This window comes from Streptomyces radiopugnans, assembly GCF_900110735.1.
Taxonomy (GTDB): domain Bacteria; phylum Actinomycetota; class Actinomycetes; order Streptomycetales; family Streptomycetaceae; genus Streptomyces; species Streptomyces radiopugnans.
The window spans coordinates 337,301-352,369 of sequence record NZ_FOET01000002.1; the positions used below are offsets into that span (position 1 = coordinate 337,301).

The 15,069-nt window shown below is 73.4% G+C and carries 12 protein-coding genes; 8 read left to right on the forward strand and 4 right to left on the reverse strand.

What is annotated here, in order from left to right; translation table 11 throughout:
- Positions 1 to 46: 46 nt before the first annotated feature.
- Positions 47 to 1,441, forward strand: coding sequence for a carbohydrate-binding protein (locus tag BMY40_RS06335; protein ID WP_093656309.1), 1,395 nt, complete (start codon positions 47 to 49; stop codon positions 1,439 to 1,441).
- A 182-nt stretch (positions 1,442 to 1,623) separates the two neighbouring features.
- Here the strand turns inward: BMY40_RS06335 and BMY40_RS28925 are convergent, their stop codons facing one another.
- Complete coding sequence (locus BMY40_RS28925; RefSeq protein WP_093656311.1) at positions 1,624 to 5,289, reverse strand: substrate-binding domain-containing protein; 3,666 nt, start codon at positions 5,287 to 5,289, stop codon at positions 1,624 to 1,626.
- A gap of 162 nt (positions 5,290 to 5,451) precedes the next feature.
- Positions 5,452 to 6,423 (reverse strand): pectate lyase family protein, encoded by a 972-nt coding sequence (locus tag BMY40_RS06345; RefSeq protein ID WP_093656313.1) that lies wholly within the window; start codon positions 6,421 to 6,423, stop codon positions 5,452 to 5,454.
- 399 nt (positions 6,424 to 6,822) lie between these two features.
- Here BMY40_RS06345 and BMY40_RS06350 point away from each other — a divergent pair, with 399 nt between their 5' ends.
- Both BMY40_RS06350 and BMY40_RS06355 read left to right on the forward strand, forming a co-directional pair.
- The gene (locus tag BMY40_RS06350; RefSeq protein ID WP_093656315.1) at positions 6,823 to 8,652 is read left to right on the forward strand and encodes an AMP-dependent synthetase/ligase; all 1,830 of its coding nucleotides are present in this window, start codon (positions 6,823 to 6,825) and stop codon (positions 8,650 to 8,652) included.
- Positions 8,653 to 8,742: 90 nt separating this feature from the next.
- Positions 8,743 to 10,254 (forward strand): membrane-associated oxidoreductase, encoded by a 1,512-nt coding sequence (locus BMY40_RS06355; RefSeq protein ID WP_093656317.1) that lies wholly within the window; start codon positions 8,743 to 8,745, stop codon positions 10,252 to 10,254.
- A 257-nt stretch (positions 10,255 to 10,511) separates the two neighbouring features.
- Here BMY40_RS06355 and BMY40_RS06360 read toward each other — a convergent pair whose 3' ends face one another.
- Positions 10,512 to 11,156: a CBS domain-containing protein gene (locus BMY40_RS06360; RefSeq protein ID WP_093656319.1), complete on the reverse strand. Its 645-nt coding sequence runs from the start codon at positions 11,154 to 11,156 to the stop codon at positions 10,512 to 10,514.
- A 175-nt stretch (positions 11,157 to 11,331) separates the two neighbouring features.
- Between BMY40_RS06360 and BMY40_RS06365 the strand changes: the two genes are divergently transcribed.
- The 5 genes from BMY40_RS06365 to BMY40_RS06385 all read left to right on the forward strand — a co-directional run bounded on the left by BMY40_RS06365 (position 11,332) and on the right by BMY40_RS06385 (position 14,532).
- Entirely contained in the window at positions 11,332 to 12,000 is a 669-nt protein-coding gene (locus BMY40_RS06365) for a class I SAM-dependent methyltransferase (RefSeq protein WP_093656321.1), read from the forward strand.
- 128 nt (positions 12,001 to 12,128) lie between these two features.
- The gene (locus BMY40_RS06370; RefSeq protein WP_093656323.1) at positions 12,129 to 12,422 is read left to right on the forward strand and encodes an ArsR/SmtB family transcription factor; all 294 of its coding nucleotides are present in this window, start codon (positions 12,129 to 12,131) and stop codon (positions 12,420 to 12,422) included.
- Positions 12,419 to 12,805, forward strand: a complete 387-nt coding sequence (locus tag BMY40_RS06375) for a VOC family protein (protein ID WP_093656325.1) — start codon at positions 12,419 to 12,421, stop codon at positions 12,803 to 12,805. The genes BMY40_RS06370 and BMY40_RS06375 overlap by 4 nt, the downstream gene beginning before the upstream one ends.
- 300 nt (positions 12,806 to 13,105) lie before the next feature.
- The gene (locus BMY40_RS06380) at positions 13,106 to 13,921 is read left to right on the forward strand and encodes a hypothetical protein (protein ID WP_177213900.1); all 816 of its coding nucleotides are present in this window, start codon (positions 13,106 to 13,108) and stop codon (positions 13,919 to 13,921) included.
- An 83-nt stretch (positions 13,922 to 14,004) separates the two neighbouring features.
- Entirely contained in the window at positions 14,005 to 14,532 is a 528-nt protein-coding gene (locus tag BMY40_RS06385; RefSeq protein WP_093656327.1) for a DinB family protein, read from the forward strand.
- A 28-nt stretch (positions 14,533 to 14,560) separates the two neighbouring features.
- Here the strand turns inward: BMY40_RS06385 and BMY40_RS06390 are convergent, their stop codons facing one another.
- Positions 14,561 to 15,067, reverse strand: coding sequence for a GNAT family N-acetyltransferase (locus BMY40_RS06390; RefSeq protein WP_093656329.1), 507 nt, complete (start codon positions 15,065 to 15,067; stop codon positions 14,561 to 14,563).
- Positions 15,068 to 15,069: the final 2 nt, after the last annotated feature.

Consider the following 15,069-nt stretch of genomic DNA (forward strand, 5'->3'; position numbering starts at 1 on the left):
CCGCGTCTACGGTTTCGGTCACCCCGACGAAACCGAGGAGATCCACATGCTCCACAGACGCGTCGCAGGCGCGTGCGCGGCCGCGGTGGCGGCAGGCGCACTCACCCTGACCGCACTGCTGCCGGGCACCGCGACGGCCGATCCCGCCGCGTCCGCCCCGCAGAAGGCGGACGCACGGCAGGCCTCGCCCGCCCTGTCCTCCCTGCCGCCCGGCCTGCTGAAGGCCATGCAGCGCGACCTCGGCCTCACCGCCGGCCAGGCGAAGGACCGGCTGGTGAACGAGAGCCGGGCCGGGGCTGCCGCCGGAGAGCTGCGCCTGGCGCTCGGCGGCGACTTCGCCGGCGCCTGGGTGGCGGGCGACGACGCCGCGACCCTCACCGTGGCCACCACCGACGCCTCCGACGCCCGCCGGATCTCCGCGAAGGGCGCCCGGGCGAAGGTCGTCGAGCACACCCTGGCCGAACTCGAGGCCGTCAAGGCCGGACTGGACCGCGCCGCCGAGAAGAACTCCACCACCGCCGCGCCGGTGTGGTACGTCGACGTCAGGACCAACTCCGTCGTCGTCCGCGCCTCCGACACCGCGAAGGCCCGCGCCTTCGCCGAGGCCGCCGGAGCCGGCAGCGACCTGGTGCGCGTGGTGAAGTCCGCCGAGAAGCCCCGCCCGCTGTACGACCTGCGCGGCGGCGACGCGTACTACATGGGTGGCGGCGGGCGGTGCTCGGTCGGTTTCCCCGTCACCAAGGGCAGCCAGCAGGGCTTCGCCACCGCCGGCCACTGCGGCCGTACCGGCACCAGCGTCTCGGGCTACAACCAGGTGGCGCTGGGCACCTTCCAGGGCTCGTCCTTCCCCGGCAACGACTACGCCTGGGTCGCGGCCAACTCCAACTGGACCGCCACCCCGTACGTGAAGACCTCCAGTGGCAGCGTCCAGGTGGCGGGCTCCACGCAGGCGGCGGTGGGGGCGTCCATCTGCCGCTCCGGCTCCACCACCGGCTGGCACTGCGGAACGATCCAGCAGCACAACACCAGCGTCACCTACCCCGAGGGCACCATCACCGGCGTGACCCGGACCTCCGTGTGCGCCGAACCCGGCGACTCCGGCGGCTCCTACATCTCCGGCAACCAGGCCCAGGGCGTCACCTCCGGCGGCTCCGGCAACTGCCGCACCGGCGGCACCACCTACCACCAGCCGGTCAACGAGATCCTGTCCGTGTACGGCCTGACGCTGAAGACCACCGGCGGCGGCCCGGGCCCCGAGCCCACCGACCCGCCCACCGACCCGCCGGGCGAGGAGCCGGGCGGCACCTGGAAGGCCGGCACCGTCTACGCGGCCGGCGACCGGGTGATCTACGGGGGCGCGACCTACCGCTGCCTCCAGGCCCACCAGGCGCAGCCGGGCTGGGAGCCGCCGAACACCCCGGCGCTGTGGCAGCGGGTGTGAGCACGGTCCGAGGCCGACTCCGAGTCCGGCTCCGAGTCCGGCTCCGAGTCCGATCCCGGATCCGTTCCTGACCACCACCGCGGGCCGCCCGGGTGCGCGGGCGGCACAGGGCCGGAGGGCGCCCCATGGGGGGAGCGCCCTCCGGCCCGCCGTGCGCCGCGCGGCCGGTGGAAGCCGCCGTTCTACGGCACTTCCCGGTAGGCGTGCGGGGCGACGCCCGTCACCTTGCGGAAGACCCGGCTGAAGTAGGCGCGGTCGTGGAAGCCGACCGCGCGGGCGACGGTCTGGACGCTGTCGCCGCTGTGCCGCAGCCGCTCCTTGGCACGCTGGACGCGCAGCCGGGTCAGGTACTCCCACAGCGGCACTCCCAGTTCGCGGTGGAAGAGCCTGCTGAGGTGGTCCTCGCTGACGCCCGCGGCCCGGGCGACCTGCCAGCGGGAGATGCGGTGGCGGTAGTGCTGTTCGAGGTAGACCAGCGCGCTGCGGACCGGGGCTCGGGTGCGGGAGGGCTGCGGGGACGAGGGGGAGGACGGGGACGGCGGTTCGGCGCGGCGTGCCATGACGGCCAGCAGGGCCGCGGTCTCCGCGTCCGTGAGGATGCCGCGGCCCAGGAACACCATGCCCGGGTGCGGCTCCGCGCGGCGTACGTCGTCGGCGGTGAAGCCCTCGTCGCCGACCATCAGGACGGGGGTGTCGGAGCGTTCCGCTCCGTCGTGTGTCGCCTCGGCGACGTCGAAGCCGTCCATGTCGGGCAGGGTGCGGCAGACGACCAGCAGGCAGGGGGCGTCCTCGGCGATCAGGGCCAGCGCGGCGGCGCCGTCCGCGGCGGTGCGCACGGTACGTCCCGGCAGCGCCCCGGCCAGCAGCCGCCGCCACTGCTCGCGGCGGGCCGCGCAGGGGTCGGCGACCACCGCTGGGGCGGTGAGCCCTGGGGGCCGCAGGGCGCGCAGCGCCCGGTCCAGGTCGGGGCCGGAGACGGGGCCGTAGAACAGGAAGGGGGTGTGGCGCAGCGCCGGGTGGTCGTGGAGGCGCCGGACGGCCGACCACTCCTGCGGCCGGGCCCCTTCGGCGTCCCAGACGACGGCGGCCGGTCCGCCCTCCGCGACGAGGGAGGCGAGGTCGTCGTCCGGGTCCAGGCGGCGCAGCGGCAGGTTCTGCCGCCGGGCGAGGGCGGTGGCCTCCGGGGGCGGCACGTTGGCGGCGGCGACCAGGAGGGTGCGGCCGGTGCCCGGGGCGGCTCCGGGTGCGAGGGCCGGGACGGGGGCTGTGCCGGCGGTCTCCGCCGGGGTGGGCAGCGGCAGGTCCAGGCGGAAGCCGCTGCCTGCGGGGCCGCGGTCGAGGGCGACCGTTCCGCCGTGCAGGGCGGCCAGGCGCCGGGCGATGGCGAGGCCGAGGCGCGAGCCGGGGGCGCCGGAGGCGAAGGGCTGGAACAGGTGCTCGGCCTCGCCCGGCGGTACGCGCAGCCCCGTGGCCAGGACGCGGACGCGCAGCAGGGCGGGCAGGACCTCGGCGGTGAGCCGCAGCCGCCCGCCGTCGGCGAGGTGCCCGGCGGCGGCCAGGAGGTTGAGGACGATCTGGCGCAGCCGCGGGGCGTCGGCCTGTACGGCGGGCAGCCGGCGGGGCAGTGCGAGCCTGCGGTCGGCCGAGGCGAGGAGGGGGTGCCGGGCGGCGCCGTGGAACGCCTCGACGAGCACCAGGCGCGGGTCCAGCAGCCGCCGGGACAGGTCCAGGGCGTCGATCTCGGACCGGGACAGGTCCAGCAGGTCGTCGATCAGGCGCAGCAGGCGTGCGGCGTCGCCGTGCGCGCGGCGGAGGGCGTCGGCCGCGCCGGTGTTCGTGCTGGTCTCTGGGCCGGTCTCCGTGCTGGTCTCTGGGCCGGAGCCCGGGCCGAAACCCGGGCCGGGGACGCGGGTGTGGCGCAGGATGGCTTCGACCGGGGTGCGCAGTTCGTCGGTGGCGTTGTCCAGCAGCCGGGTCTTGAGCCTGCTGGCCTGTTCGGCCGCGTCGCGGGCCCGGCGGACCTCGTCGAAGAGCCGGATGCCCTTGAGGGCGGCGCTGATCTGGTCACCGAGTGCCCGGTAGAGCGCGCCCCGGCGCGCGGCGCCTGTGCCCGCTCCCCCGTCCGGGCCCCCACCCGGTCCGCCGTCGAAGAGCGCGAAGCCGAGTTGCTCCTCGCCGATGTGGAGGGGTTCGACGACCAGGGTGAAGCGGCGGTCCTGGGGCAGCAGCCGGTCCGGCAGCAGCAACCGGGCCGGATGGGGCGCACCGTCGTCGTCCCACTCGGGCCGGGGGTACCCGGGCTCCCCCGGCCCGTCCGGCCCGCCGGGTGCGCCGGGTGCGCCGGCGGGTGCGGGCACCGGCCGGGCCAGGAGGCGGCCGGTGCCCTCCCCGCTTAGGTGACCGCCCTCGTAGAGCGCCAGACGACAGCCCGGCACGCCGGTGTCCGGCAGATGGCGGGCGAGCGCGCCGGTGAGGGCCTCCATGTCCACGGCGGTGGTCAGCGCGGTGCCCAGCTCCCGCAGCCGGCGCGCGTCCTGCTGCTCGGCCCAGCGCTCGTACTCCAGCAGCCGGTGGGACTTGTCGGCCACCATCAACCGGGCCTGTCCCAGGAGCCGTTCGGCCCTCGCCCGGGCCTCGGGGGCCAGGCGCGGGGCGAGCAGACCGCGGGCGCGCAGCAGCGAGCGGTCCCAGTCGGCCGCGTCCCCGGCGGTGCGGACGCGGTCGCCGACCAAGCGCTCGACCAGCGGGAGGAAGACCTCGCCCCGGCCGTCGGCGGACTCTCCCCCGGCGGGGCACAGGTCCGCGCGCAGCGCGCCGGCCAGCGCCGTTCCGTGTTCCGGCAGTTCCTCGAACGGCTCCCCGCGACCCTCGTCCTGCCCGGCCGCCTCCCCTGCCTCCCGCACTCCCCGGGCCCCCTGGGTGACGAGAGGCGAGTGGCAGCCGCAGGAGCGGCGGACGACCAGGGCGCCCGGCACCGCGCGCCGGGCCGGCGGCGCCGTGCCGCGCAGCCGGGCGAGGAGGGTGTCCACGGCCAGTTCCCCGAGCTCCGCGAAGGGCAGGGCGACCGAGGTCAGCGGCGGGTCCGCCAGCCGGGCCTCCAGCGAGTCGTTGAAGCCGACGACGGCCACGTCCTCGGGCACCCGTACGCCGTGCCCGGTCAGAAAGCGCAGGGCGTCGGCGGCCAGGACGTCGCTGCAGGCGACCACCGCGTCGAAGTCGCGGCCGGGCCGCAGGCCCCGTACGTCGGTCAGGACCCGCATCGCGGCGGCGCCGGCCCCGCCGCCGAAGTCCGCCGAGGCGACGGTCAGGGAGCGGTCCGGGGTGATGCGGTGGCGGGCGAGGGCGTCGGCGTAGGCGCGGTGGCGGTCGCGGGAGACGGGGTTCGCCAGCGGCCCGCGCACACAGGCGAGCCGGCGGCGGCCGTGGTCCTTCACCAGGTGGCTGACGGCCGCGCGCATCCCGGCGTAGCTGTCCAGCTGGAGGGTCTCGTGGTCCTCCAGGGCCCGGTTGAGGCTGACGACGGGTAACTCCCGCAGCCGCCGCACCAGCCGGGCGGCCCGCTCGTCGCCGTCGGCCGGCAGGCCGAGGGTGGATGTCCAGCAGATGACGCCGTCCAGCCGTTCGGGGCCGACCAGTTCGTACAGCGCGGTGCGCGGCGCGCCCGCGGGCCGCAGGGGGCCTCCGGGGAAGCACACCAGGTTGACGTCGCACCGCTCGGCCGCCGCCAGGACGCCCGACCACAGGGTCGCGCCGACGCCCAGGTGGATGTTGGCCGTGACCAGCCCGAGGGTGGGTCTTCCCTTCCCCGTGCCTTCCCTCCGCGCCGGTACGGGTCCGCGTTCCGCCATGGCCTGCCTCGCTCGTCGCTCGGTGACGGCCCCCCTCGCCCTGCGGTGTCCCCTCCCCCGGGGCGCAGGACGATAGCGGCGGGTACGCGTCCGGGCAAGACAGACGGTGGTCTGCCCTGCCCGGACGGTGTGGGGTGGGGTGGTTCGGCGGACGGTGCCGGGTCAGATCTTCCCGACGCCCGCGCCCGCGGTCACGATCGACTTCACCGACGAGGCGTTGTCGGCGGTGTAGCCGTAGGGGATGGAGGCGACGGAGCCGCCGGTCTCGCCCGAGCCGGAGTTGACGAAGTGGTTGTTCCTGGCCGCCAGGCCTCCGTCGTCCGAGGAGCCCTCACCGCGGTGGAAGGGGTCCCTGACGTTCTCGAAGTAGTTGCCCTCCACCAGCACGCCGGCGTTCTCGGTGGAGGCCACGCCGTAACTGCCGATGTTGCTGTAGTAGTTGTTCAGAACGTGGACGGGGTTGCCGAAGCGGACCCGCGGGTGGCGCTGGTTGGTCCCGTCGAACCAGTTGTGGTCGTAGGTGACCCGCAGCTTGCCGCTGTCCTCGCCGCCGTTGCTGTCGGAGTGTCCGAGCAGGAACGTCTTGTCGTGGTCGTGGACGCGGTTCCAGGAGACCGTGATGAGGTCCGAGGCGCGCTTGATGTCGAGGGCGCCGTCGTTGGCGTTCGAGATGTCGTTGTGGTCGATCCAGACCTTGGTGGAGTACTGGACGTTGATGGCGTCGTCGTTCGAGCCGGTGAAGGTCAGGTTGCGGATGATCACGTTGCTGACGTTGCTGACGTTCAGCCCGCTGCCGGTGATCTTCCCGGAGGTGCCCACGCCGACGATGGTCTTGTTGGACGCCACCTTGGTCATGCTGCTGAGGTTGATGGTGCCGTTTACCTGGACGACCTTCGAACCGCTGCTCTGCACTTCCTGGACGAACTGGCTCGCGTTCGTCACGGTGACGGTGGGTCCGCCCGCGCCGCCGGTGGTGCCGGCGCCGAAGCCGATGGGCGAGTTGGCCGCCAGCGGGCTCGGCGCCGGCGCCTCCGCGGCCGAGCCGCTGAGCGCGTTGACACCGGTGAGGGTCATGGCGGCGGCCGTGGCGGCCACGGCGCCGATCAGCTTGAAGCGTGCGCTCGTCCTGCGCATGGGGGGTGCTCCATCCGATGAGGGGGGATTTCACGGATACGCATGCGTGTGTTCGTTCCGTTACCGCGCGGCGACTCTTCACCGATGCTAGGGCGGCGTCTGTGGACGATGACGGTTGCCGTGTGGACTATGGCGCGCACATGGCCGTAGGACCCCTCACCGGTCGAACGGCCCGTGAACGCGGCGGAGTCCACGGCGCGGCCCGGCAAGCCCGGTGAACGCGGCGGGCCCGGCGGCGCCCGAGGGGTGCGGCAGCGCCCGGCCCGCCCGGCCCGTCCGGAAGACTCGTACAGGAGAACGGTTTTTGATCAAGGCCTGTGCAACGGGTGCGTTCATCGGTATTTTTCGCCCCCTGCCGCCCGGAAAGCGATGCGGCAGAGGTCCGGTTATGGGGGTGCCGTGCGCGATTTCAGCCTTCCGCCCGTGGTGGAGCCGATGCGGACGGGAGGGTTGGCGGACTCGGTCCACGAACTGGCCGAGCGCGACCCCGGCTTCGCACAGCTCGCCCGCAGCGAGGACCCGGCGGGCGGTGAGTGGGCCACCGTCACCGCCGCCGCCTTCCGCGACGAGGTGAGGGCCCTGGCCAAGGGCCTGCTGGCCGACGGCATACGGTTCGACGACCGGGTCGCGGTGATGGCCCGCACCCGCTACGAGTGGACGCTGTTCAGCTACGCGCTGTGGACGATCGGCGCCCAGGTCGTGCCCGTCTACCCAACCTCCTCCGCCGAGCAGGTGCGCTGGATCCTGGCCGACGCGCAGGTGGTGGCGATCGTCGTCGAGCACGAGGAGCACGCCATGACGGTGGGCTCGGTGTGCGACGCGGCACCGTCGCTGCGCCGCATCTGGCAGCTCGACAACGGCTGCGTACGGGAGTTGGCCGAGCTGGGGCGCGGCGTCACCGACGATCTGGTGGACCGCCACCGCCTCGCGGTGACACCGCGCTCGGTCGCCGCCGTCACCTACACCTCCGGCACCACCGGGCGCCCCAAGGGCTGTGTGATCACCCACGCCAACCTCGCGGCCGAGTGCGACATCCTGCTCGCCGGATGGCCCGGCCTCGTCGCCGCGCAGGGCGAGCAGCCGTCCATCCTCGCCTTCCTGCCGCTGTCCCACATCTACGGGCTGATGGTGCAGGTCTTCTGCATCCGCAACGGCATACTGCTGGGCCACCAGCCCGAGATCGCGCCCTCCCTGCTGCTGCCCGCGCTCGCGTCCTTCAGGCCGACGTTCGTCTTCGCCGTCCCCTACGTCTTCGAGAAGATCTACCGCAGGGCGCGGCAGGTCGCCCTGGAGGCCGGCAAGGGCGATGTGTTCGACCGGGCGATGGACGTCGCGGTGCGCTACGCCGAGGCCGTGGAACGGCACAACGCGGGCGCGGGTCCCGGCCCGGGGCCGATGCTCAGGGCCTCGCACGCGGTCTTCGACCGCACCGTCTACCGGAAGCTGCGGGCGGTGCTGGGCGGGCGTGTGCGGTACGCGGTCTCGGGCGGCTCCACGCTGCGGCGCGAACTCGGCCTGATCTTCGCCGGCGCCGGGATCACGGTCTACGACGGCTACGGACTGACCGAGACCACCGCGGCGGTGACCGGCCAGCCGATGGGCCGCGTCAAGTTCGGCACGGTGGGCCGCCCGATGCCGGGCCACTCCGTCCACATCGCCCGCGACGGGGAGATCTGGGTGCACGGCGACGTCGTCTTCGCCGGCTACCTCAACGACCCCGAGGCGACCGCCAGGGTGTTGCGGGACGGCTGGTTCGCCACCGGGGACGTCGGCCACCTGGACGACGAGGGCTATCTGGTCATCACCGGACGCAAGAAGGACATCATCGTCACCAGCGGCGGCAAGAGCGTCGCCCCGCAGATCCTGGAGGACCGCGTCCGCGCCCATCCGCTGGTCTCCCAGTGCCTGGTCGTCGGCGACGACCGCCCCTACGTCGCGGCGCTGATCACACTCGACCCCGAGGCGCTGGAGCACTGGTTCCGGCTGCGCGAGAGGGAGCCGCTGTCCCCCCGGGAGGTCCTGCGCGACGAGGAGCTGCACGCGGAGGTCCAGCGGGCGGTGTCCAAGGCCAACAACGCGGTGTCGCGGGCGGAGTCCATCCGGGCCTTCCGGATCCTGCCCGCGGAGTTCAGCATGCGGGACGGCCTGGTCACACCGTCGCTGAAGATGCGGCGGGCGGCGATCACGAAGATGTACGAGGCGGAGATCGAGGCCCTCTACGCCTCCTGAACCCGGCGCCCGGTTCGCACGGGAGCCCCGGAAAGCCGTCCCTGGAAACGGAGTTGACGCCCCCGGCGGGGCCACGGCACCATCCGCCGGGTGGAGATCACCGACCTCACCCCGGCCGAGCTCCGCGTGTGGCGGGCGTTCCCGCTCAACGAGGGCGTCGATCTCCGCGAGAGCGCGGACGACGACCCGGCGGACGGCGCGTCGTGGGGTCCCGGGCGCACCGTCCGCGCCGAAGTGCTGCGGGCGCTGCTCCTCGACGGCCCCACCACCGGTGGCCGGGTGCCCGGCCTGAAGCTGACCGGCGCGCGCGTCACCGGCCGGCTGGACCTCATGTACGGGACGGTCGACCCCGCCATGCGACTGCGGTCCTGCCACTTCGAGAAGCCGCCGAACCTGTACGGGGCGCAGGTCCGCGCCCTCGTCCTGAGCGACTCGGTGCTCCCCGGCCTCACCGCCGGCACCCTCCGCGTCGGCATCGTGCTGCGGATGACCGGCTGCCGGGTCACCGGCCCCGTACGGCTCGCGGGGGCGCAGCTGTCCGGGGCGCTCTTCCTCGACGGCGCGGTGCTGGGTGTCCCCGGAGCGCGAAGCGGCCGACCACCGGGCCCGGAGCGGGAGGATTCCGGGGAACGGCCGGAACCGGCCCTCCAGCTCAACCACGCGACGGTCGGCACCGACGTCTGGGCCGTGGGCCTCACCGCCCACGGCCGGGTGCGGATGGACGGCGCCACCGTGGGCGGACTGGTGAACCTCGACGACGCCGAACTGCACGACCCGGACGGCCTCGCCCTGGAGGCCGAAACCCTGTCGGTCGGCACCGACCTGCGCGCCGCCCGGCTGCGCGCCCGCGGCATGGTCAACCTCAGCGGCGCCACGATTCCCCGCCGGCTTGTCCTGAGCTCCGCGCGGCTCTCCACCCCCGCCGGGCAGGCGCTGCGGGCCAGCGTCAGCACCATCGGCGAACTGTGGCTGCGCGGCACGGCCCCGGTGCAGGGGGCCGTGAACCTGCGCGGCGCCCAGCTCGACCTGCTGGAAGCCGCCCCGGAGGTGTGGCCCGAGCGGGTCAGGATCGACGGGCTCACCTACCGGCGGCTGTCCCCGCACCTGCCCGCCGAGCGGCGACTGCCGCTGCTGGAACGTGAGGAGACGGGCCATCTCCCTTACGCGTACGAGCAGTTGGCCACCGCGTACCGCGCCGCGGGCGACGAGGTGGGCGCCCGCACCGTGCAACTGGCCAAGCTCCGGCGCCACCGTCGCACCCTGCCTCCGTACGCCAGGCTCTGGGGGTACGTCCAGGACGTGACCGTCGGTTACGGCTTCCGCCCGATGCGCGCCGCCGGATGGCTGCTGGTCCTGCTGCTCACCGGCACACTGGCCTTCGCCCGGGAGCGTCCCCGCCCGCTCAAGGCCGACGAGGCTCCCGACTTCAACCCCGTCTTCTACACCCTCGACCTGCTGCTGCCGATCATCGGCTTCGGCCAGGAGGCCGCCTTCGCGCCCCGGGGCGTGCACCAGTGGCTGGCGTACCTGCTCATCGTCACGGGCTGGATCCTGGCCACGACCACCGCGGCGGGCGTCACCCGCGCCCTCAGCCGCCAGTGAGCGCAGCCGCGGCGGGCGCCCTTGGATCGCTGGGCGTGCCGATCGTCGCCGACCCGGAGCGCGGGCACGTCCCCCGTACCTGCCCCTGGTCAACGGGGCGCGCGGCCGTGTCGTCCGCGCCACGGAGAGGAACGAGATCGTGCGGACGCCGGACTGGCGCCGCGTGCACGCGGCCCTCAGGCGCGCGTCCGGTCCTGCGCTCGGCCGTCGGCGTGGCCGCCCGGCGGAAGGGGCGGACCGGTGAAGGGGCGGAACGCTCAGCCCGCCCGGACGGCGGCGAGGCGGGCATCCACCGCGGCGACACCGTCAATACCCTGGCACAGGCCCACGACCACCGGGACGAGACGCGGCTCCGGGACGTCTCCCCGAAGGGTGACGACCCCGTCCCGGACCTCGACCGCGACGGCGCCCTCGTCCAGGCCCAGGATGTCCCCCAGGACGTCCTGCTCGACCTCGTCGCGGATCTCGGCGTCGGATCGGATGAAGACGTCGAGCAGGTCGCTGCGGGTGACGATGCCGGTGAGGAGCCCGTCGTCGTCGACCACCGGCAGCTGCTTGACGTGCCGCCCGCGCAGTTCCCGCGCGACACGGGGGATCGTCCAGTCGGCGCGGGCGGTGAAGACGGGGCTGCTCATGAGCGCGCCCGCGGTCCGGGCCCGGGCCTTGCCCCAGGAGCGCTCGTCGTCTCCGTCCTGCCCCTGCGGATCGGGCATGCCGGTCTCGTGCCGCAGCACGTCGGACGCGGACACGACGCCGACGGGGGCGCCGTCGTCGTCGACGACCGGGGCCGCGACGATGTCGTTCGCGTCCATCAGGGCGGCGACCTCCGGCAACGGTGTGTCGGGGCGGAAGGTGACCACGTCCTCGGTCATCACGTCACCGACCGTGTGGCGGTACAGCATGGCATCGGCCTCCTCCGCTTCACGGCGCCGGCCGCCGCGCCCTCGCCGGCCGGTCCGCGCCGTCGCCGTCCTCCCTCCCCATGACAACACCGCGCCGCTCCGGCGGCCAGTGCCGTTCGGCCCGACGGGGAGGCCGGCGGTCCCACGACCAGGGCCGCTGTCCTATCCTCGGCCGATGCGCTTACACCCCATCGACCGCCCGGCCGATCTCGACACGGTCCGTGAGTCCTATGACCGGGTGGCCGACAACTACGTTCACATGGTCCAGACGACGGGCTGCGGCGACATCCGCACCCATCCCTGGCTCAAGGCGTCGATCGACGCCTTCGCCGACACCGTGCGCGGGCTCGGCCCCGTCCTCGACGTCGGCTGCGGCCCCGGAACGGTGACCGCCTACCTCGCCGAACGCGGGCTCGACGTGTCCGGGGTCGACCTCTCTCCCCGCATGATCGAGAACGCGCGCCGTCTCTACCCGCACTGCCGCTTCGATGTCGCCTCCGCCACCGACCTCGACCTCGGTGAGGCGTCCCTCGGCGGCGTGCTCGGGTGGTGGTCGCTGTTCAACCTCCCCCGCGACGTCCTCCCCCAGGTCCTCGCCATGTTCGCGCGCGCCCTGAAGCCGGGCGGACACCTCATCACGGCGACACACGTCGGCGACGAGGACATTGCGCGCACCGAGGCCTACGGAGGCGTCCCCGTCCACTGGACGACACACCAGTGGCGGCCGGAACAGCTCGTGGACCTGATCGAGCGGGCCGGCCTGCGCCCGGTCGCCGAGCTCCGCCTCCCCGCCGATGAGCAGACCGGTCCGGGCGTGGTCGTCATGGCCAGGCGCCCCGGCTGAGGGACGGACGCCGGGCCCCGTCGCCCGGCGCCTGCCGCCGCCGTCCGCCGGCGGAGCCCGCCTCTTCGATCAGACGAGGGCGGCACGCCTCTTGATAGGCAAGTAGCCACTTGCCTATGGTGTTGGTCGTGGCGGAGGACCTCTTCAAGGCACTGGCCGACCCCACCCGCCGGCGCATCCTCGATGAGCTGGTGGAGCGGGACGGCCAGACCCTCTTCGAGATTTGCGCAAGGCTGGCGAACAAGCACGGTCTGGGGCTGTCCCGCCAGGCGATCAGCCAGCACCTGGCCGTACTGGAATCCGCCGGTCTGGTCGTTTCACGGCGCCAGGGCCGCTACAAGTTCCACGACCTGAACACCGAACCCCTCGAGCTCATCGTGACCCGATGGCTCAGGCCCGACACCCCGGAGAGCACATCATGAGGATCCACCTCACCAGCGTCTTCGTCGACGACCAGGACAAGGCCCTGCGCTTCTACACCGACGTGCTGGGCTTCGTGAAGAAGCACGACGTCCCGCTGGGCACGGACCGGTGGCTGACCGTGGTCTCGCCGGAGGATCCCGACGGAACCGAGCTGCTGCTCGAGCCCTCCGGCCATCCCGCGGTGCGGCCGTACAGGACGGCACTGGCCCAGGACGGCATCCCGGCCGCCTCTTTCGCCGTGGACGACGTACGGGCGGAGTTCGATCGGCTGCGCGGGCTCGGGGTGCGCTTCACCCAGGAGCCGCTGGAGATGGGCGCGATCACCACCGCGGTCCTGGACGACACCTGCGGCAACCTGATTCAGATCGCGCACAGCGGGTGAGGCACCGGCCCGGGCCTCCCCGGCCCCGGGCCCACCCGTTCGACGAGGCATCCGCCGCGATCCACCGTCCGCCGTCAGGTTCGGACGCACGGCACGGGCGAGGCGGCGGCACGGCGCACGGGCACCACAGCGGGGACTGCCGGCGCAGCCGCCCCTGACAGAGCAGCGCCCGCAAGGGGTCTCCGGGAGATACGGGGTGAATTCATGTCTCCCACACTGCCGACGGATCCACGTCCGGGCATCCAGGGGTCGCCCCGGAACGGACCCCGACCTCACCTGGTCACGCCCTAATCTGGCCCCATGGCAGGAGATGTGGACTTCCGAGTCGGCGACGTACTGTCCGTCACCTGTCCGTTCACCGGGGCCCGGGTGACGGGCTTCGGGCCGGATCACCTGGCTCTGGAATGGCCGTGGTGGCAGCCCGATCCCAGCGGCGAGGTCGGCCACTGGAACGGAATCGTGGCGCTGGGGCTCGTTTTCGGAACCCACGTGTGGGAAGAGACGGGACTGTTCCGCACCGACCCGGCGCCGGAGCACCTGGAGCCAGGGGACGTGTGCCGGGTCGGTGTGCCGCCGACGGTGGTCCATGTGACCGCCGTCGACCGCTTCGACCCGCCGCTGAAGACCGTCTGGTTGCCCCATCCCCGTCTGGTGGTCTCGGTGCTCCCCAGAGGTCTGTCACACCGGGAGGTTCCGGTGGCCAGCCATGACGACGGCACCGGTTACGAGATCTACCCGGGTGACGGCATACCGTTCACCTTTGACCTGCTGTTCCGGCCGTACGCCTCCCTCCAGCCCGGCGACGAGGTCGCCGACGCCGTCGGCAGGGCATGGCGGTTCGACGGGCCGTGGGCCTGGTACGCTTTTGACGGCGAGGCGGACCCTGCGGCTCCGCAGTGGCCGCTGTCACTCCTGGCTCGTGCCGGTGTACCGCGCACCCCGGAAGCCGTCGCGACGGTGGCCCGTTCCACGGAGACCGGATCCCACCGGAACGTCCTCCTACGCTGGACCGAGCTCACCGACGCCGCCCCCACGCCCCCGGCACGGTCGTCCCTTCCTCCCGGTAGTCCCGGCACCACGGGAGACTACGAGTGGAGCCCAGGCCGTGCGCGGTGACCATCCGGCCCGGGCGGCACCGGTCCCGTCTCGGGGATGATCTCCGGGAGGACGCCCGAGGAGAGCCCGGAGAGAGGAAGCACATGGCCACGACACCGGACGGCCGAACCGTCCCGCCGCCGCACGCCGACGAACGCACCATGCTGGAGGGCTGGTTGGACTTCCACCGGGAGACCCTGGTGCTGAAGTGCTCGGGGCTGGACGACCGCAGCCTTCGCACCGCCCCGCTGGAACCGTCGCCGATGACGCTGCTGGGCCTGGTCCAGCACCTGGCGGAGATCGAACGCAACTGGTTCCAGCGGGTCTTCGCCGGTCTCGACGTGCCGCCGGTCCACGCGGACGCCGGCTGGGACGGCTTCGGGCTCGTCCCGGAGCGCGGCATGGACGAGGCGCTGGCCGCCTGGCGCGCCGAGGTCGCGCGGGGACGCGAACTGACCGCCGGCGCCTCACTGGAGGCGACCGGCAGACTTTCGGAGCAGGAGGCCGCGCACATGGGCAGCGAGGACGTCTCGCTGCGCTGGATCCTGGTTCACCTGATCGAGGAGTACGCACGCCACAACGGCCACGCGGACCTGCTCCGGGAGCGCCTCGACGGCACCACCGGCCCCTGAGCGAACCCGCGCCGGCACCGCTGTGGTGTCACAGTGCCCGGCGCATACAGACCCGCGGCCACCGGTCCAGGCCGTGGGCCGCTTCGCGCTCGCGGATCTTCCGCAGACCGGGAGCGAGCCCGGTGTCGTCCATGATCTGGAAACCGCAGCGTGCGTAATAAGGGGCGTTCCACGGGACCTGGGCGAACGTGGTGAGAGTCAGGGCGGGTGCGCCCTCGCTCGTGGCGTGTGCCGCCAGATGCTCCAGCAGCGACCGGCCGACACCGCGGCGCGCGCTGTCCGGATGCACCGAGACCTGCTCGACGTGGAGGTTGCCGTCGACACGGTCGGCGATCAGGTATGCGACCGGGACATCGGCGCCGTTGGCCACGACCCAGGCCAGCCCGGCATGGTGGTAGCGGGCGAGCTCACCGAGCGAGAGCGGCTCGTCCTCGGCGATCTCCGGCATGCCGATGTCCCGGAAGCACTGCCCGGCGGCCCTCTCGATGTCCTGGAGGACGGGCAGCTCGTTCAGGCGCACAGCTCGGATGGACATGC